This is a genomic window from Streptomyces pseudovenezuelae (assembly GCF_001513955.1).
In the GTDB taxonomy this organism is placed as follows: Bacteria; Actinomycetota; Actinomycetes; order Streptomycetales; family Streptomycetaceae; genus Streptomyces; species Streptomyces pseudovenezuelae.
This window is the reverse complement of the sequence record NZ_KQ948145.1, coordinates 417,058-434,720: the sequence shown is the minus strand read 5'-3', so window position 1 is coordinate 434,720 and position 17,663 is coordinate 417,058. Positions and strand designations below refer to the sequence as shown.

General features: G+C 71.0%; 18 protein-coding genes. 14 read left to right on the top strand and 4 right to left on the bottom strand.

Features of this window, described 5'->3' with window-relative positions; translation table 11 throughout:
* Window positions 1–73 precede the first annotated feature (73 nt).
* Both AQI94_RS09340 and AQI94_RS09335 read left to right on the top strand, forming a co-directional pair.
* Entirely contained in the window at window positions 74–1,546 is a 1,473-nt protein-coding gene (locus AQI94_RS09340) for a GntP family permease (RefSeq protein ID WP_031039301.1), read from the top strand.
* A 106-nt stretch (window positions 1,547–1,652) separates the two neighbouring features.
* Window positions 1,653–2,210 (top strand): hypothetical protein, encoded by a 558-nt coding sequence (locus tag AQI94_RS09335; RefSeq protein WP_031039304.1) that lies wholly within the window; start codon window positions 1,653–1,655, stop codon window positions 2,208–2,210.
* Window positions 2,211–2,228: 18 nt separating this feature from the next.
* On the opposite strand, the gene AQI94_RS09330 is transcribed toward AQI94_RS09335, so the two are convergent.
* On the bottom strand, window positions 2,229–3,563 hold the full coding sequence (locus AQI94_RS09330; RefSeq protein ID WP_031039306.1) for a M14 family metallopeptidase: 1,335 nt from the start codon (window positions 3,561–3,563) through the stop codon (window positions 2,229–2,231).
* 439 nt (window positions 3,564–4,002) lie between these two features.
* Between AQI94_RS09330 and AQI94_RS09325 the strand changes: the two genes are divergently transcribed.
* The 3 genes from AQI94_RS09325 to AQI94_RS09315 all read left to right on the top strand — a co-directional run bounded on the left by AQI94_RS09325 (window position 4,003) and on the right by AQI94_RS09315 (window position 6,742).
* The gene (locus tag AQI94_RS09325) at window positions 4,003–4,893 is read left to right on the top strand and encodes an MEDS domain-containing protein (protein ID WP_031039308.1); all 891 of its coding nucleotides are present in this window, start codon (window positions 4,003–4,005) and stop codon (window positions 4,891–4,893) included.
* Window positions 4,894–4,987: 94 nt separating this feature from the next.
* Window positions 4,988–5,368 (top strand): ATP-binding protein, encoded by a 381-nt coding sequence (locus tag AQI94_RS09320; protein WP_031039310.1) that lies wholly within the window; start codon window positions 4,988–4,990, stop codon window positions 5,366–5,368.
* 57 nt (window positions 5,369–5,425) lie between these two features.
* The gene (locus AQI94_RS09315) at window positions 5,426–6,742 is read left to right on the top strand and encodes an Nramp family divalent metal transporter (protein WP_031039312.1); all 1,317 of its coding nucleotides are present in this window, start codon (window positions 5,426–5,428) and stop codon (window positions 6,740–6,742) included.
* On the opposite strand, the gene AQI94_RS09310 is transcribed toward AQI94_RS09315, so the two are convergent.
* Window positions 6,739–7,983, bottom strand: a complete 1,245-nt coding sequence (locus AQI94_RS09310) for a hypothetical protein (RefSeq protein ID WP_031039314.1) — start codon at window positions 7,981–7,983, stop codon at window positions 6,739–6,741. The genes AQI94_RS09315 and AQI94_RS09310 overlap by 4 nt on opposite strands.
* Before the next feature lie 51 nt (window positions 7,984–8,034).
* Window positions 8,035–8,541: a SigE family RNA polymerase sigma factor gene (locus AQI94_RS09305; protein ID WP_031039325.1), complete on the bottom strand. Its 507-nt coding sequence runs from the start codon at window positions 8,539–8,541 to the stop codon at window positions 8,035–8,037.
* 122 nt (window positions 8,542–8,663) lie between these two features.
* Here AQI94_RS09305 and AQI94_RS09300 point away from each other — a divergent pair, with 122 nt between their 5' ends.
* Entirely contained in the window at window positions 8,664–9,092 is a 429-nt protein-coding gene (locus AQI94_RS09300; RefSeq protein ID WP_031039329.1) for a hypothetical protein, read from the top strand.
* 2 nt (window positions 9,093–9,094) lie between these two features.
* Complete coding sequence (locus AQI94_RS09295) at window positions 9,095–9,388, top strand: hypothetical protein (protein WP_051831935.1); 294 nt, start codon at window positions 9,095–9,097, stop codon at window positions 9,386–9,388.
* Between the two features lie 26 nt (window positions 9,389–9,414).
* Here AQI94_RS09295 and AQI94_RS09290 read toward each other — a convergent pair whose 3' ends face one another.
* Window positions 9,415–11,115: a chitinase gene (locus AQI94_RS09290; RefSeq protein WP_031039335.1), complete on the bottom strand. Its 1,701-nt coding sequence runs from the start codon at window positions 11,113–11,115 to the stop codon at window positions 9,415–9,417.
* 256 nt (window positions 11,116–11,371) lie between these two features.
* Between AQI94_RS09290 and AQI94_RS09285 the strand changes: the two genes are divergently transcribed.
* The 7 genes from AQI94_RS09285 (at window position 11,372) to AQI94_RS09255 (ending at window position 17,647) form a co-directional block, all read left to right on the top strand.
* The gene (locus AQI94_RS09285; protein WP_078902627.1) at window positions 11,372–12,268 is read left to right on the top strand and encodes a hypothetical protein; all 897 of its coding nucleotides are present in this window, start codon (window positions 11,372–11,374) and stop codon (window positions 12,266–12,268) included.
* A 66-nt stretch (window positions 12,269–12,334) separates the two neighbouring features.
* Window positions 12,335–13,042 carry a Flp pilus assembly protein CpaB gene (cpaB, locus tag AQI94_RS09280; RefSeq protein ID WP_031039341.1) on the top strand — a complete coding sequence of 236 codons (708 nt, stop codon included), beginning with the start codon at window positions 12,335–12,337 and terminating at the stop codon, window positions 13,040–13,042.
* Between the two features lie 9 nt (window positions 13,043–13,051).
* The gene (locus AQI94_RS09275) at window positions 13,052–14,302 is read left to right on the top strand and encodes an AAA family ATPase (RefSeq protein WP_031039343.1); all 1,251 of its coding nucleotides are present in this window, start codon (window positions 13,052–13,054) and stop codon (window positions 14,300–14,302) included.
* Window positions 14,303–14,649: 347 nt separating this feature from the next.
* On the top strand, window positions 14,650–14,973 hold the full coding sequence (locus AQI94_RS09270) for a pilus assembly protein (RefSeq protein ID WP_225890178.1): 324 nt from the start codon (window positions 14,650–14,652) through the stop codon (window positions 14,971–14,973).
* Between the two features lies 1 nt (window position 14,974).
* The gene (locus AQI94_RS09265) at window positions 14,975–15,340 is read left to right on the top strand and encodes a TadE/TadG family type IV pilus assembly protein (RefSeq protein WP_031039347.1); all 366 of its coding nucleotides are present in this window, start codon (window positions 14,975–14,977) and stop codon (window positions 15,338–15,340) included.
* A 13-nt stretch (window positions 15,341–15,353) separates the two neighbouring features.
* Window positions 15,354–16,691: a CpaF family protein gene (locus tag AQI94_RS09260; RefSeq protein ID WP_031039349.1), complete on the top strand. Its 1,338-nt coding sequence runs from the start codon at window positions 15,354–15,356 to the stop codon at window positions 16,689–16,691.
* A gap of 11 nt (window positions 16,692–16,702) precedes the next feature.
* Complete coding sequence (locus tag AQI94_RS09255; RefSeq protein WP_031039352.1) at window positions 16,703–17,647, top strand: type II secretion system F family protein; 945 nt, start codon at window positions 16,703–16,705, stop codon at window positions 17,645–17,647.
* Window positions 17,648–17,663: the final 16 nt, after the last annotated feature.

The following is a 17,663-nucleotide window of genomic DNA, read 5'->3' as shown; positions in this document are numbered from 1 at the left end:
GCATCCCCCGGGACGCCGTGCCGCGATCCCCCCTGCCCGAAAGCTCCATGTACTTACGCAGAGGACCTCCTTCATGTCCCTACCGCTCGCCGCGACCACCGAGACACCCCCGCACACCGGTGGTCTGCTCCTCCTCGTCGACGGCACCGCAGGTCTGCTCACCGTCGCCGCGCTCGGCATCGCCCTGCTGCTCTTCCTGATCATCAAGGCGAGGCTCCAGCCCTTCGTCGCCCTGCTCGGCGTCTCCATAGCCGTCGGCCTGCTCGCCGGTCTCTCGGTCACCGAACTCTTCGGCACGGTCCAGCGCTCGGACGCGGTGTCCACCATCGAGTCCGGGATGGGCGGCATCCTCGGCCATGTCGCGATCATCATCGGCCTCGGCACCATGCTCGGGGCGATCCTCGAAGTCAGCGGCGGGGCCGAGGTGTTGGCCTCCCGGCTGCTGAATCTCTTCGGGGAGAAGCGGGCGCCCCTCGCCATGGGCCTCACCGGCCTGATCTTCGGCATCCCGGTCTTCTTCGACGTCGGCATCTTCGTGCTCGCGCCCATCGTGTACGCGGCGGCCAAGCGCAGCGGCAAGTCGATCCTGCTCTACTGTCTGCCGCTGCTGGCGGGCCTGTCGATGACCCACGCCTTCCTGCCCCCGCACCCCGGCCCGGTCGCGGCCGCCGGACTGCTCCACGTGGACCTCGGCTGGGTCATCCTGATGGGCGTCGTCTGCGGCATCCCGGCGGTGTTGGCCGCGTGGGTCTGGTCCGCGTGGGTCGGCCGACGCATCTTCGTCGCCGTGCCGCAGGACATGGTGGAGGCGGCCGCGGAGGCGAGGCAGGCGGTGATCGAGGAACAGCGGGCGCAGGGTGTCGTACCGCGTGAGGACCCCGTCCCCCTCGGCACGGTCCTCGGCATCATCGGTACGCCCCTGGTCCTGATCCTCGCCGCCACGTTCTCCTCGATCGCGTTCGACCCCTCCACGGGCCGCTCGGTGATCGAGTTCTTCGGCAGCCCCTTCGTGGCGCTGACGATCGCCCTGGTCCTCGCGTACTACCTGCTCGGCATCCGCCGCGGCTGGTCCCGCAAGTCCCTGGAGACGGTGTCGACCGCGTCCCTCAAGCCCGTCGGCAACATCCTGCTGGTCGTCGGCGCGGGCGGTGTCTTCGGCGCGGTCCTCAAGGCCAGCGGCGTCGCCCAGGCGCTCTCGGACACCTTCAACGACGTCGGTCTGCCGGTGCTCGTGCTGTCGTACCTGATCTCCGTGGTCCTGCGGGTGGCCCAGGGCTCGGCGACCGTCGCCATCGTCACCACGGCGGGCATCGTGGCGCCCCTGCTCTCCGAGGGCCACCACTCCCAGGCCTTCGTCGCCCTCGTCATCATGGCCATCTCGGCCGGCTCGATCTTCGCCTCCCACGTCAACGACGGAGGCTTCTGGATGGTGGCCAAGTACTTCGGCATCAGCGAGCGGGACACCCTGAAGACGTGGACCGTGCTGGAGTCGGTGCTGTCGGTGGCGGGCTTCGTGGTGGCCGCGGTGCTGAGCCTTTTCGTGTAGCCGGCCCGAGTGTGTCCGTGGTGGTGCGGTAGCCCCATGTAGGCGTCCGGTAACGATGTAGGGGCCGACTGTGCCGGGCACAGGATCGTCGACCATACTGCCCGCTGTGGAGCAGCGCATAGGTTCGAGCAGCCAGCCCCTGGAAGGTGCCGGATTCGACCCGGCTTTCGTCCCCGGGCTCACCTCACCCGTGTCCGGCGAGACGGCGGACGCCGAACCGGCGGACGCCGTCGGGGCCACCGGCACCGACGAGCCCACGGACACGGCGGAGGCCGCCGGGAAGGCCGGGGAGGCCGAGGGAACTGCCGGGAAGGCCGAGGAGACCGCCGGGGAGGAAACCCCCGACGGTCCCGTCTTCGAGGCCGCCGACCGGCGCGCGAGGATCGTCGCCGATCACCGGGGCGTACGTCTCTCCCTCGACGACCAGGCCTGCGAGTTCCGCTGGGACGAGATCGGCGCCGTCGAGACGGAGTCCCCGCGCTTCGGCAAGCGGTTCACCGTCACGGTGCACACGCCCGACCGCCGCTGGTACCCGATCGAGATCGAGGCCACGTCGAGGGCGAGCTTCGCCGAGTGGGACGAACAGCTCGACGCGGTCATGGACGAGTACTTCGAGGACGAGGCCCCGCAGGCCGAAGAAGCGGAGCCGGCGGAGTCCGACTAGGCGAGCCGGCCGCAACTCCTAGCAGTACTGCGCCTGCTTCCCGATGGACCGGTACATGCAGTCCGAGTTCTCCAGCAGTTGCAGCACCGCGTCCCGGTTGCGCGAGGTCTCCCGCTCGATGACCTCGTCAGGCGGGTAGAAGCCGCCTCCGGAGCTGGAGGAGGGGTACATCTCGAAGGTGTACGAGAAGATCTTGTGCGTCCCCCAGAGATAGTCGTCGATCGACCCGTCGGTGATGTACAGGTCGCTCGCCTGCTCCGGCGTGTACCCGTTGCTCGCGGCCATCTTCTGCCCGACCGCCTTGAACACGGCGTTGTCGTCCGCCGTCATGCCGGTCGCCGTGTCGGAGTACGTGTACCCGTAGGGCCACAGCACCAGTTCGCTGTACGTGTGGAAGTCGATGTTCGTCTTGATCTGCTGGACGCCGCCGACGACCCGGCTGCGCACGAAGTTGGCGACCACCTTGACCTCGGGCGCCGACTCGGCGGACGGTCCCCGGTAGGTCTCGGAGGACGTCGACCCGGACGAACCGCCGCAGCAGCCCCAGCGGTAGGCCCAGTTGCGGTTGAGGTCCGTACCGACCGCCGACGAGCCGGAGTTGGGCTGCCGGTTCTTGCGCCATGAGCGGTAGGAGCCGCTGGCGATGTCGTACTCGCCGCCGTCCGGGTTGAGGTCGGGGATGATCCAGATCTCCCGGCTGTTCACCATGTTGGTGATCCGGGAGTCGCTGCCGTAGCCCGCGCCGAGTTCGCGCAGCAGGTACAGGGCCATCTCCACCGTGAGGTGCTCGCGGGCGTGCTGGTGATGGGTGAACAGCACCTCGGGCTCGGCCTCGTCGGTCGCCACGTTGTCGCTGATCTTGATGGCGACGATGTCCCGGCCCTGGTACGACGTGCCGATGACCCGCTTGCTCATGATGTTCGGGTAGGCGGCGAGACGCTGGTCGATCTCGGCGTTCATCTCGGCGTAGTTGTGGTAGCGCGAGTCGGCCGAGGGGAAGTCGTAGAGCCGGGCCTCGTCCGCCGCGGCACGGTTCGGAGCCGCCCCCACCGCGGTGACCTCGTAGCCGAGTTGACGCAGCTTTCTGATCTGGTCGGCGCGTCCGGAGACCACGACGGTCTCCTCGTCGGCCTCGTCCACCGTCACGCCCGTGCGCTGGATCGCCGTACGGGTCACGGGTGTCGAGTGCTGGTGGATCTCGTACTGGCGGACGTCCTCGGCGCCCGGTGCCGCCTTCGGGGCGCTGTCGGCGTTGGCGGAGAGCGGGGCCGCGAGGGCGAGGGCCAGAACGGCGGCGAGGGCGGCGTAGCGGGTGCCGCCGCGGGCGCCGGAACCGCGTATGCGAAGTCGCATGAAGTCTCCTGTGTTCTCCGGGGTTTCCGGGATCTCCGGAAGTGGGGGAGTGGAGCGGGGGTTGTTCAGCGACGTGCTGCCGGTGCGGGTGTGCCGCTCATCGTGCGCGTATGGCATGAGCAGGTCAAGGGCGAACAGAGGCGCGGATGGCGTGAACTGTGCGTCGGCTGTGCGTGGTTGAGGGCGCGAGGCCGGCGCAGTGTACGCGGATCCAGGTGGCCCGGCGTGGTCCCCGGGGAAGTGCACCCGCTGGTGTGAGCGGCACGTGCATATATGTAAGGGCCGGGACCACAGTGGGGTCTCCGACCACCCCCGGAGGACTGGCTGATCATGGGGCACCCGCCGGTCGAGACGACCGGTTTCGTCGCCCGGCGCGGTGGACAGGCCGCGAACTGCCCGCGCGCGGCCGCCCGGACATCCACTCACCGAAGGACCTGCCATGACCGCCGCCTTCGACCACCGCATGGCCAGCTACGGCACCGACGGCGCATTCCTCACCGCCGCCGTTCCCTTCCTCGCCGAAGCGCTCGACGTCCCCGAGGAACCCCGGCCCGTGGCCATCGCCTCCCCGCGCAACCTCGCCCTGCTGCGGGACACCCTCGGCACGGACGCCGAGCGCGTCACCCTCATCGACCACACCGAGTGGTACACCGGCTCCGCCGCGAACGCGGTCGCGCAGGGCGCCGGTTACCTCGCCGCGCACGCCGGACCCGGCGGCCGTATCCACCTCCTCATGGAGCCCGTCTGGAACGGCAGGGCCGGCAGCTCCCCCCGCGAGACCACGGAGTGGATCCGCTACGAGGCCCTCGCCAACCTCCTGTTCGCGCCGCTCGCCGCCACCGCCCTGTGCGCCTACGACCTCCGCACCGCGGGGCCCGCGATCATCGACGCGGTCCGCAGGGCCCACCCCGGCACCGGCGTGTACGAGGACCCCGTACGCCTCGCCGCCGAGCTGGACGCCGTACCCCTCGCGCCGCCCCCGCCGGACGCGGAGCTCCTCACCGACCTGTCCGCCGACGCCGTGGGACGCAGAGCGCGGGCCCGCGGTCTCGCGGCCGCCGACGCGGAGCTGTTCGCGACGGCCGTGGCCGAGGCGGCGCAGGCCGTGGGGCAGCGGTCCGGTACCGCGCTGCTGTGGGGACGGGACACGCACTGCGTCTGCGAACTGCGCTCGCAGCGCCGGGTGGGTGATCCGCTGGCGGGGTTCGTCCCGCCGGACGCCACCGACCTGGAGCCCGGACAGGGCCTCTGGTACGCCCGCCAGGTGTGCGCGTACGTCGACGTGCGCGACGACCGGGACGGGGCGACCGTACGACTGCGGTACGCGTGACCGGACGGGTGGAGCAGGTATGGAACCGCGCAGGGGCCTCGGCCCCCGTCCCCGATGTGTCGCCCCTCGCCGGCACCGACTGGAGGCAGGTCACTTGAGCGTCGAGTACGACCCCTGCCCCTCCGCCGTGCGCGAGGCCCGGGCCGAGGTGCGCAGGCAGTTGCGGGGGTGGGGGCTCGCCGGGCGGGGCGACCTGGTGGACACCGCCGAACTCCTCGTGAGTGAACTGGCCACCAACGCCCTGCTCCACTCGGCGAGCCGCTTCACGCTCACCCTGTCCGCCGCGCCCGGCGTGCTGCGCTGCGAGGTGGCCGACTCCGGCCACCTCACCCCGCAGGTCCTGGACGCCGGGTTCGCGGAGCGCGGCCGCGGGATGTTCCTGGTGGAGGCGCTCGCACTGCGCTGGGGCTGGCACCAGGACGGGACCTGCGACGGGAGCGGCAAGACGGTCTGGTTCGAACTGGGCACCTGCTGACTTCCTTCACCGCACGCCCTCTTGCCGGACCACGATCTTTAGGGTTTCTTGACCTTCATGGCGGACACCACGGACAACAAAGTGACCGGTGAGGCGAACTCCGTACCCCGCAAGTCCAGTTGGCGCTACATCGGCCCGGGGATCGTCGTCGCCGCGACCGGCGTCGGCGCCGGAGACCTGGTCGCCACGCTCATCGCGGGCAGCAACTTCGGCTACACCCTGCTGTGGGCCGCGGTGATCGGCTGTCTGGTCAAGATCTCCCTCGCGGAGGCGGCGGGCCGCTGGCATCTGTCCACCGGCAGCACCCTGTTCGACGGCTGGGCGAGCCTGGGCCGCTGGACCACCTGGTTCTTCGCCGTCTACGTGGTCATCTGGGGATTCGTGTACGGCGCGGCGGCGATGTCGTCCAGCGCGCTCCCGCTCCAGGCCCTGTTCCCGGACGTGATGGACCTCGAATGGTGGGCCATCGCCTGCGGCCTTGTCGGCCTCGTCTTCGTCTGGTTCAACAAGTACGCGGTCTTCGAGAAGGTCATGACGGTCCTGGTGGGCGTCATGTTCGTGGTGACGGTGTACCTGGCGATCAGGGTCACCCCGAACCTGCCGGACGCCTTCGCGGGCCTGCTGCCCGTCCTGCCCGACGAGAAGGACTCCGTCCTCAACACCCTCGGCCTGATCGGCGGCGTCGGCGGCACCATCACGCTCGCGGCCTACGGCTACTGGGTCAACGCCAAGGGGTGGACGAACACCGGCTGGATGAAGGTGATGCGCCTGGACAACCGGGTCGCCTACATCACCACCGGCATCTTCGTCGTCGCCATGCTCTTCGTCGGCGCGGAACTGCTGCACAGCGCAAACGTGGCGATCGCGAGCGGCGACAAGGGGCTCGTCCAGCTGAGCGACATCCTGGAGGACGAGTACGGCTCGGCGACCGCCAAGTTCTTCCTCATCGGCTTCTTCGCCACGTCCTTCACCTCGCTGATCGGCGTCTGGCACGGCGTGAGCCTGATGTTCGCGGACTTCGTGGCGCGCTACCGCGACCGCGGGGGTGCGGCGGGCTCCGGCCAGGAGGTCGCCTCCGGCTCGCGCGAGCGCTCCTGGCCCTTCCGCGTCTATCTGCTCTGGCTGACCTTCCCCCCGATGGTCCTGCTCTTCCAGGGCCAGCCCTTCCGCCTGGTCATCATCTACGGCGTCCTCGGCGCGGCCTTCCTGCCCTTCCTGGCCGGCACCCTGATGTGGCTGCTGAACACCTCCCGCACCCCCAGCCAGTGGCGCAACGGCCCCCTGAGCAACGCCATGCTGGCCATCGCGGGCCTGCTGTTCCTGGTCCTGTGCGTCAAGCAGATCTGGGACCAGCCGTGGTCGGAGTTCTTCTAACTGCCGCTCCACCACCGGGCGTCGAGCGCCATCGTCCGCATCTGGGCGATGGTCAGCGCCGGGGCCTCACGGGTGGCGGGCTCGTTCTGGGTGCCGGCGTTGAAGGCGCTGATCACCACGCGCCTGCCGTCGGCGCGCATGGTGTCGACGGTCCACATGACCTGGTGGCCCCGGTCCCCGGGGCCCTGCTTCACGGCGACCCGGGTGCCGTCGGGCAGGGTCTCGGAGCCCGAGCCGAAGAGGTCGCCGGCCGCGTCCAGCATGTCGGGCTGCACATTGACCTGGACCAGGCTCCTGCCCTTGCCGTCATCGACCACGGCGTAGGCGAAGTCACCGTCGTCGCTGCTCTTGTCGGTCACCTTCAGCCCCTTCGGCAGCAGGGCCAGCAGGTCGGTGCGGGCGTGCAGGGCGGAGCCCGGGAGCTCCGGCTCGGGCAGGGGCTCGGGGAGCGCGTCGGCCACGGTGCGCCACTCCTTCGCCGCCGCCAGCCGCGTCAACTGCGCCGGGTCCAGCGGGGGATCGGTCCGGGTGACCGGCTTGTCCTTCTCGGCGGCCGCGTTCCACTCGCTGACGCTGATGTGCTGCCCCGTCGGGGTCACCAGCTCGGCGGTCCACAGCTTGGTGTCCACCCGGCGGTCGGGGTACTCGTACCTCTGGAGCACGGTGACCACGGAGCTGTCGGCGAGCCGACTCGTCCTGCAGGCGTCGTACGGGGTGTACACCCGGTCGGGGCACTGGGTCGCCTGCCGGGCCTCCGTGCTGCCCGGCTGCACCCGGCCCACGCTGACCTCGACGGCCGCCGCGCCGTGACCGTCGTCGAAGACGAGCCCGGCGTAGGGCGCGGGCACCTTCAGGTCGTCGGTCGGCTCGGTGCCCCGCCCGCGCTCCTCGCTGAAGTCGCCCTTGGGCAACAGCTTCTTGAGGGTCCCGATCATCTGCTTCGCGGTCGCGGGCGGGGCCGTGGCGCTCGGCTTCGGCTCGGCGGAGGCCGTCGGGGACGACGGCACGGCCTCGGTCGCCGTACCGCCCGGCCGCAGGACCAGCGCCCCGCCCACGCAGGCGAGCACGACGCTCGCGGTGCCCCCGGCGACGGCGGCCCGCCGTACGAACCGCTTGCGCCGGCCCCGCACCGCGCCGCGCGCGGCGAGGGCCGTGCGGTCGGTGTCGAACCCGCCGCCCGTCTCGTGCAGGGCGGCGGCGAGCCGCTCCTCGAAGGGGTCCTTGTCCTGGTCTGCGAGCATGGGGCAGCCACCGTTCCGGGTCGGTCGGTCGAAAGGGAAGTCGGGGGACGGTCAGGGCCGGGCGTAGGCGCCGATGTCCTCGCCCAGGAGCCCGCGCAGCTGCTTGAGGGCCCGGGTGCAGCGGGTGCGGACGGCAGCCGCGCTGGCGTTCAGGACACCGGCGGTCTCCTCTATGGAGCGGTCCTCCCAGTAGCGCAGGACCACCACGGCCCGGTCCTTGGCGGGCAGCCGTGCGAGGGCGTCGAGCAGCGTCAGCCGCAGGGGCGTGTCGACACCGGCGACGGCCACATCCGGAAGGACGTCGGTCGCGCGCTCCTTGCTGCTGCGCCGGCGCTGATGGGTCAGGAACACCCGGACCAGGACGGTCTGCGCGTACGCCGCGGGGTTGCCGATGCCGGAGATCCGGCTCCAGCGGACGTAGATCCGCCCGAGCGCCTCCTGCACCAGGTCCTCCGCGAGATGGGTGTCACCCGCGGTCAGCAGACACGCCGACCGGTACAGATGACCGGCCCGGGCAGCGGCGAACTCGGCGTACTCGTCCGCGCGGGCCTGTCTCATGTATGTCCCCCTGATGCTGTGCGCCCGGCTGTGAAGAGGTCCTCACTTCACTGACGTGGTGGGGCGGGGAGAATGTTTCACATGACTTCGAAGCAGTCCGCGACGCGAGGGGACGGATGCCGATGACCACCCCGCCGCCCGGCCCGCCCTACGGCGACCAGCCGCCGCCCCCTCCCGCGCCCATGGCGCCACCGACGGCGCCGCCGCCCGGCTTCGGTCCGCCGCCCGCGCACTACGGATACGGCTACCCGGCCCCGCCCCCGCCCGCCGAGGGCCCGGAGTTCATGGCCGTCGACCGTCACAACTCCGTCGTCGTCGACTCCGCGGGCGTCGCCTTCGAGTCCCACGGCCAGACCGCCGAGTTCGCCTGGCACGAGGTGCGCAGCGTCCACTACAAGGCCGGCCCCAACGGCAAGACCCTGATGGTGGCCGTCATCCACCTCGACGGCCGCTTCTACGAGTGCGTGGTGGACGCGAAGGGCCGGGACGCGCTGGGCCAGTGGTTCGCCCGGCTGGCACCGGTACTGGCCTACTACCGGCCGCTGGTGTGAGCGTGGACGCCGAACTGCAGATCCACGAGGTGCGCGGCGCCGGGGCCACGGAGGTGACCGTGGTCGTGCGCTGCCTCCGCGGCCCCGTCCGTCTCGGCGCCCGCTTCTCGCTGGTCCGCGACACCCGGGCGCCGATCGACCTGACCGTGACGGGCATCGTGCGCTACGGCCGGCCGGACCGCGCGATCGACCCCGTGCACTCCGGCCTCGTGACACTGCGGGGCACGGGAGGGCACGAGCTGAGGCCGGTGGTCGGGGAGGCGGGCCGGGAGGTCATGCCGGTCATCCAGGGGTGACAACCCGGCCGCGCCCTGACCCGTGACTACGGCAGCCCGTGCACGTGCGGTCCCACGGCACTGGACCACGTGTTCCCGGCTGCCGCGTCCCAGTTCGTCGACCAGGTCATGGCTCCGCGCAGGTCGGGGTAGGTCCTCGACGGCTTGAAGGAGCCGCAGCCCGTGCCCTTGGTGAGGCAGTCCAGCGCGTTGTTCACCACCGAGGGCGAGACATAGCCGCTGCCCGCCCCGCTCGTGGACGCCGGCAGGCCCAACCCCACCTGGGACGGGGCCAGTCCGCCCTCCAGCTGGATGCAGGCCAGCGCGGTCAGGAAGTCCACCGAGCCCTGCGAGTAGACCTTGCCGTCGCAGCCCAGCATCGAACCGCTGTTGTAGTACTGCATGTTGACGACCGTGAGGATGTCCTTCACGTTCAGCGCGGTCTGGAAGTACGCGTTGGACGTCGACTGCATGTCGATCGTCTGCGGTGCCATCGTCAGCACCAGGCCCGACCCCGCCTTTGCCGCGAGCGATCGCAACGCCTGGGACATGTAGGTGGCGTTGAGCCCGTTCTCCAGATCGATGTCGACGCCGTCGAAGCCGTACGTCTGCATCAGCGTGTAGACCGAGTTCGCGAAGTTCGCCGCGGACGTCGGGTCGCTCACCGAGACCGTGCCGTTCTGGCCGCCCACGGAGACGACGACCTTCTTCCCGGCCGCCTGCTTGGCCTTGATGTCGGCCTTGAACTGGTCGACCGTGTACCCGCCGAGCCCGGCCGAGTCCAGGGTGAAGGTGACCGCGCCCGGAGTCGTCGTCGCGTCCGCGAACGCCACCGCGATGATGTCGTACTGCGACTGCACGGCCGACAGCTTCTGGACCGTCGCCCCGTTGTTGAAGTTCTGCCAGTACCCGGTGACCGCGTGCTTCGGCACCGCGCCGCCCCCGGTGCCCGTCGACGCGCTCGTCGTCCCCGTCACCGTGCCCGACTTCGCGGACTCACCCGCCGAGTTCACCGCCGTGACCTGGAAGCTGTACGACGTCGAGGCGGTCAGCCCCGTCACGGTCGCCGACGTCCCGGTGACCGCCGTGACCTTCGTGCCGTTGCGGTAGACGTTGTAGCCCGTCGCGCCCGACACCGTGTTCCAGGTCAGGGAGACGGACGAGGAGGACGTGCCGGAGACCGCCAGGCCGGCCGGCGTCGCCGGGACCGTGGGAGCGGGATCGCCCCCGCCGCCCCCGTCGGGGCCGTACACCGACACGTCGTCGGCGAAGTACGCGGCCTGTCCGTACCAGCCGTGCGTGTACACCGTCACCGAGGTCGTCGAGGCCCCAGTGGTGAAGGTGGTCGTCAACTGCTTCCAGGAGGCGGAGTCCGGGGTCCAGGCCGACACGTCCGTGGTGCCGGTGCCGGTCGCGCCCAGGTAGGCGTAACCGCCCTGCACCCACGCGCTCAGCGTGTACGTCGCGCCCGGCTTCACGGCCACCGTCTGGACGCACTTGGCGTTGTCCTGCCCGGCGGGCGTCGCCTTCAGCGTGGCCGAGCCGCCGTGCACGGGCGACGAGACGGTCGTACCGCTGCTCGCCGAGCAGGTCCAGTTGGTCAGGCCGGACTCGAAGCCGGCGTTCTTCGCGTTGTTGACGTCCGCGGCGGAGGCCGGTCCCGCGACACCGAGGGCGCCGCCCAGGGCGAGGGCCGCGATGAGGGCCGCGGTCCGGAACCGCGCCGGTTTTCTGCTGAGTATGGGCATGACAAGAAAGTTGGTCCAGACCAATCCCGCTGTCAAGGAGGGCGGCGGGGATGAATGCACAACTGGCCTTTCTCCGGCCCGCGCACGTGGCAAGTGCGCCCCATCTGGGCAGGAATCGCCCGCTTTTGATCCGTCGGCCCGGCCAGGAAGTCACAGAATCGCTGTTCTCCGGTCACAGAGCCGTGGTTACAGTGCTCAGGTAGTCACGCAGTGAAGTCGACCGGGTGCGACGGAGTGATCCGCCGGACCCTCGGGCATGGGATACGGGGAGCTGCGCGTGCCAACTGCCATCGCAGTGACCGGTGCCGACATGGCGCTGCCGGCACAGGACGAGCGGACCCTGCCCGCCGTCGTGCTCGACGGCCTCGACCGGCAGCCGCTCGACCACTCGCTCGCCGCCCTCCAGGCGCTGATCGACCAGCACGGCCATGTGGTCGTCGTGTACTCCCGTGCCGTGCCCCCGGCGGTGGACCAGCGGCTGCGTACCGTGCGGTCCCTGCTGGAGAGCGACCGGATCGCCCTGTTCCAGCCCGAGCTGCCGCCCCTGGGACTCGCGGTCCTCGCCCGCCAGTTGCGACAGCTCGCCTCCTGCGACCTCAGCCCCGGCGTGCTCGCCTCGGCGGGCCGGCTGCTCACCCACTACCTCCACGCGGGCGCGCTCCTCGGCTCGGTGGCCAGGCTCGACCGGATCCCCGTCGGGCTCAAGTCGCACGCCAAGTCATGGGTGCCGGGCAGCCAGTTCGCCGTGCTCGCCCATCCCCAGCCGCAGCTCGTCAGGATCGCCCCGGACGCCACGCTCGCCGGCCCGGAGTTCGCCACCTCGATGCTCGTCGCGCGCGGGCAGCTCCAGTCCGACTGGGTCTCCGGTGCCCTGGCCAGGTCCTGGCGGATCCAGGGGCTGCGGGAGGCGCCGCTGCCCGCCGAGTCCGCCGAGTGGTGGGGCACCGGCAAGCTGATCGAGTTCTGCACCTTCCTGCCCGACCTGTCCGTCCTTTACCAACTGGTCACCTCGGTACGGCAGAACATCTGTCACTGGTGCGGTATCGACGTCATCGGTGACCGCTGCGTCTTCTGCTCGGCCACCGCGCCCGTGACGCCCGTCCCGCAGCAACAGCAGCACCCGCAGCATCAGCACCAACTGCCCGCCGGGTGAGCCGTACCGGATCGCCCCCGTCCCCGATTCCGCTCGACCGAGCCCCCCAACGAGGTTGTACGGTTCATGAACTCCCGTCAGCGCCGCGGCGTGATACTCCTGCTCCTGTCGGTCCTGGGCGCCCTCGCGGCCTTCGCCGGCGTGCTCTCCGTCATCGACGACGTGAAGTCCAAGGTCGGCCCCGAGGTCACGGCGTACGAGGTCAAGAAGGACATCGAGCCCTACACCCGGCTCACCGCGGCGCAGTTCGAGAAGACCGAGATGCCCAAGCGCTGGCTGTCGGCCAACGCGGTCACCGACCTCGCCGCCGTCCGCGACAAGATCGCCGTGACGACCCTGAAGAAGGGCTCGCTGCTCCAGAGCGACATGATCGTCGACCAGCCCGCCCTGCAGCCCGGGCAGCAGGAGATCGCCATCATGATCGACGCGGCGACCGGCGTCGCGGGCAAGATCACGGCGGGCTCCTCGGTCAATGTGTACGCCACCTTCGAGGGGCAGAAGGAGGGTGATCCCGACCTTTCCAAGATCATCGTGACGAACGCGCGTGTCCTGGACGTCGGCGACCTCACCTCGCTCCAGCCCGACGCCGACGAGCGCACCCGCGCCGCCACCGAGGCCCGCCCCATCACCTTCGCCCTCTCCGCCCTCGACGCCCAGCGCATCACGTACGCCGAGTCGTTCGCCAAGCGGGTCCGGCTCGCCCTGGTCGCGCCGGGCGAGACCGGGACCGTGCCCGAGCAGGAGCGCACGTACGAACTCGCGAAGGACAAGTGAGAGGCCGCCATGCCCACGAGGATCCTCCCGGCAGTCGGCGACGCGGACGCGGTCCGCTCCCTCACCACGCTGCTCAGCCAGCTCCCGGACGCCGAGCCCGTCGCCCCGGTCACCGACTCCACCCAGCTCATCGACACCCTCGCGCGCCTGGCCTCCGAGTCGATCGACGAGCTGCCCGAGGTCGTGGTCGTCCACGAGCGCATCGGACCCGTACCGGCCCTGGAGCTGATCCGCGAGGTCGCCCTGCGCTTCCCGGCCGTCGGGGTCATCCTCGTCACCTCCGACGTCGGCCCCGGCCTCTTCCAGGCCGCCATGGACTACGGCGCCCGCGGCCTCATTGCCCTCCCGCTCGGCTACGAGGAACTCGCCACCCGGGTGCACGCGGTCGCCCAGTGGTCCACGGGCGTACGACGGCACCTGGGCGCCGCCACCGACGTGTTCACCGGAGTCGGCGGCACCGTCGTCACGGTCAGCGGGGCGAAGGGCGGCGTCGGCGCCACCACGACCGCCGTCCAGCTGGCCCTCGCCGCCCAGGCCTCCGGCCGTCCCACCGCCCTGCTCGACATGGACCTCCAGACCGGCGACATCGCCTCCTACCTCGACGTCCAGTTCCGCCGCTCGGTCGTCGACCTCGCCAGCATCACCGACATCTCCCCGCGCGTCCTCGCCGACGCCGTCTTCGCCCACGACACCGGCCTCGCGCTGCTGCTCGCCCCCGGCGAGGGCGAACGCGGCGAGGAGGTCACCGAGCGCGCCGCCCGCCAGATCGTGAGCGCTCTGCGCTCCCGCTACGAGGTCGTGGTCGTCGACTGCGGGGCGCAGCTCAGCGGGGCCGGCGCGGCGGTCGTGGAGATGGCCGACACGGCCCTGCTGGTCACCACGCCGGACGTGGTCGCCGTACGCGGCGCCAAGCGTGCCGTGCGCATGTGGGACCGCCTCCAGGTCCGCAAGGCCGAGGAGACCACCGTCGTCGTCAACCGGCACAGCCGCGGTACGGAGATCCAGCCCACGCTCATCCAGAAGATCACCGGCACCGGCGTCGCGGCGACCGTGATCCCGGCGAACTTCAAGGAGCTCCAGGGCGCGGTGGACGCGGGCCGGGTCCACGAACTCGACGCCAAGGGCACGGTCAAGCAGGCCCTGTGGACGCTCGCCGGTGAACTGGGCCTGGTCAAGGGCACGGAGGCGAACTCCCATCGCAACGGCGGCCGGGAGCGCGGCGCGCTGGCCTTCCGGCGACGCAAGGAGCTCGGGAGGTGAGGGCCGCGACCGTGTGGGCCCGGCCGACGGGCAGGGCACGTCGGCGCAGGGGACGCTTCACGGACGACCTGGGCCGTCGGCGCGAGGGGCGCTTCCCGGCCGGGTCGGCAGGGCGCCGGTGCGGACAGCCACGAGGCGGGGTTTCGGCGGCCGACGACACCGCGGCCGGGGGCGTGCTCTCCGGAGGGCCGGGTGCGGGGGGACGGCTGCCCGGGGACATGAGCACCGCGGGCGCGCTCCCCGCGGGCACGGGTGCCGTGTCCCGCGGCGCCGCCGGGCCGACCGGCCGGACGGCTTCTCGGCGGCCCCGCGAGGACGCCGGCCAGGTCACCGTCGAGTTCCTCGGGATGACCCCCCTGATCCTGATCACGCTGGTGCTGCTGTGGCAGTTCGTGCTGCTGGGGTACACCTTCACGCTCGCGGGGAATGCTGCGGACGAGGCGGCGCGGGCGGGGACGGCGGTTCCGGCCGGCGAGCGGCAGGCGGCATGCCAGGAGGCGGGTACGGACAAGCTGCCCGGCGCGTGGAGCGGCACGGTGAGCTGCGTGACCGGGGGCGGCTACGTCAGGGCCACCGTCACTCTCCAGGTCCCCGTCCTGTTCCCGGGCTCGATCGGTTTCCCCTTCGACGTGGAGGGCCACGCCGGCGCGGTGGAGGAGGACAGGGACTGAGATGCCGTACTCCGGAGAGAGCCGCGCCCGCCGCGACCGCGACCGCGGTCAGGTCGCCCTCGAATACCTGGGGTTCATCCCGATCCTGCTCCTCGTCGCCATGGCCGGCGTCCAGATCGGGCTCATCGCCTACACCGCCCAGCAGGCCGGCACGGCGGCCAGGGCCGGGGCGCGGGCCGCCTCGCTCGACCTGAGCGCGCAGGACGGCTGTGTCAACGCGATCAGCGACTGGCTGTCCGTCGACTGCGCCGAGGGCGGGGGCGGCGACTCGGTCACCGTCACCGCCACCGTCCAGATCCCGTCGATCGTCCCCGGCTGGAGCTTCGACCCCGCGGTCAAGACCGCCACCATGCCGCTCGACCACTGAACGAGGTACCCCCATGAGTCTGCGGTCCCGCATCAACACCCCCGAGGAGAACGGCAACCGGGGCGAGGACGGCCACCTGGTCTCCTCCTACCGGGCCAAGCTCCTGGAGGAGATCGACCTCGCGGAGATGAGCTCGCTCGCGGCCGCCGAGCGCCGGGCCCGGCTGGAGCGGGTGCTCGGGCACATCATCAGCCGCGAGGGACCGGTCCTGTCGACCGTCGAACGCTCGCAGCTGATCCGGCGGGTGGTCGACGAGGCACTCGGCCTCGGCATCCTGGAACCGCTGCTGGAAGACGCCTCCATCACCGAGATCATGGTCAACGGACCGGACTCGATCTTCGTCGAACGCGGGGGCCGCGTCGAGCAGTTGCCGCTGCGCTTCCCCTCCCACGACCAGCTGATGCAGACCATCGAGCGAATAGTCTCCACGGTCAACCGGCGGGTCGACGAGACCAACCCGATGGTCGACGCGCGCCTGCCGTCCGGGGAACGCGTGAACGTCATCATCCCGCCGCTCTCCCTGACCGGCGCGATCCTCACGATCCGCCGCTTCCCGCGCTCCTACACGCTCCAGGAACTGGTCGGCTTCGACTCGCTCGACGAGAACATGCTGTACCTGCTGGCGGGCCTGGTGCAGGCCCGCTTCAACATCATCGTGTCGGGCGCCACGGGCACCGGGAAGACGACCCTGCTCAACGCGCTGTCCGGGCTCATCCCGGAGGGCGACCGGATCATCACCATCGAGGACTCGGCCGAACTCCAGCTCCAGCAACGGCACGTGGTCCGGCTTGAGGCGCGGCCGCCGAACGTGGAGGGCCAGGGCCGGGTCACCATCCGCGACCTGGTCCGCAACTCGCTGCGCATGCGCCCCGACCGGATCGTGGTCGGCGAGGTCCGCGGCGGCGAGTCCCTCGACATGCTCCAGGCGATGTCGACGGGCCACGACGGCTCCCTCGCCACGGTCCACGCCAACAGCGCCGAGGACGCGCTGATGCGGCTGAAGACCCTGGCCTCGATGTCGGAGGTGGAGATCCCCTTCGAGGCGCTGCACGACCAGATCAACAGCGCCATCGACGTGATCATCCAGCTCACCCGGTTCGCCGACGGCGCCCGCCGGATCACCGAGATCGCCCTGCTCGACAGCAACGGCAGCGAGCCGTACCGGCTGGCGACGGTGGCCCGCTTCGACGCCCAGCCCATGGCCGCCGACGGCCGGATCTACGGCCGGTTCACGTACTTCCCGCTCCCGCGCCGTACCGTCGACCGCCTCTACATGGCGAGCCAGCCCACGCCCCAGGCCTTCGGGGTGGCCCAGTCCGCGGCCCAGTTGGCCCTCCGAGAAGCCAGGTAGGACCCCCTCCCATGGACCTCCAGACCCTAGTCGCCCTGACCATCGGCGCCACCCTGCTCACCTGCGCCCTCGCCGTCGTGGGCGTCCACATCTACGCCAGGGGGCGGGCGCAGCGGGCGGCACTGGTCGACCGGCTGACGGCCGCGAGCCAGGTGCCGTACACCGGCCGCCGCCGGCACTTCCGCGACCTGGACCGCAGGCTGCGCCGCACCCGGCTCGGCCGGGAGCTGGAACTGCGGCTGGCGGCGACGGGCCTCGACGTGACGCCGGGCGAGTTCTTCGCCGCGATGATCGGGCTCGTCGGAGGCCTGTGGCTGATCGGCCAGGCCACCCTGGCACCCTTCTTCGGCCCGCTGGCAGGCCTCGCGGGCGTCTGGGCGGCGGTGCAGTTCCTCAACTGGCAGCGCCAGAAACGCATCGAGAAGTTCATCAACCAACTCCCCGAACTGGCCCGCATCCTGGCCAACGCCACCCACGCCGGCCTCGCCCTGCGCACCGCGATCGGCATGGCGGCGGAGGAGCTGGAGGCACCGGCCGGCGAGGAACTGGCCAACGTGGCGAACCAGTTGGCGGTGGGCGTGGCGATGGAGGACGCGCTCGACGAGATGGCGAAGCGGCTGCCGTCCCGGGAACTGGTGGTCCTGGTGACGACCCTGGTCCTGTCCAACCGCGCCGGCGGCCAAGTGGTCAGTGCCCTGCGCAACCTGACCGAGACGCTCGAGGAGCGCAAGGAGACCCGGCGCGAGGTCCGCACCCAGCTCTCCCAGGTGAGCATGACGTCGTACGCGGTCCCGGTCCTGGGCATCGGCTCGCTGTTCCTGATGAACGGCGTGAAGGACGGCGCGCTGGCGCGGATGACGGGCTCACCGCTCGGCCAGGGCGCGGTGATCATCGCGTTCGCCCTCTACGCGGTGGGCTTCGTGCTGATCCGCCGCATGTCACGGATCGACGTCTGAGGAGGGGGCGGCTGTG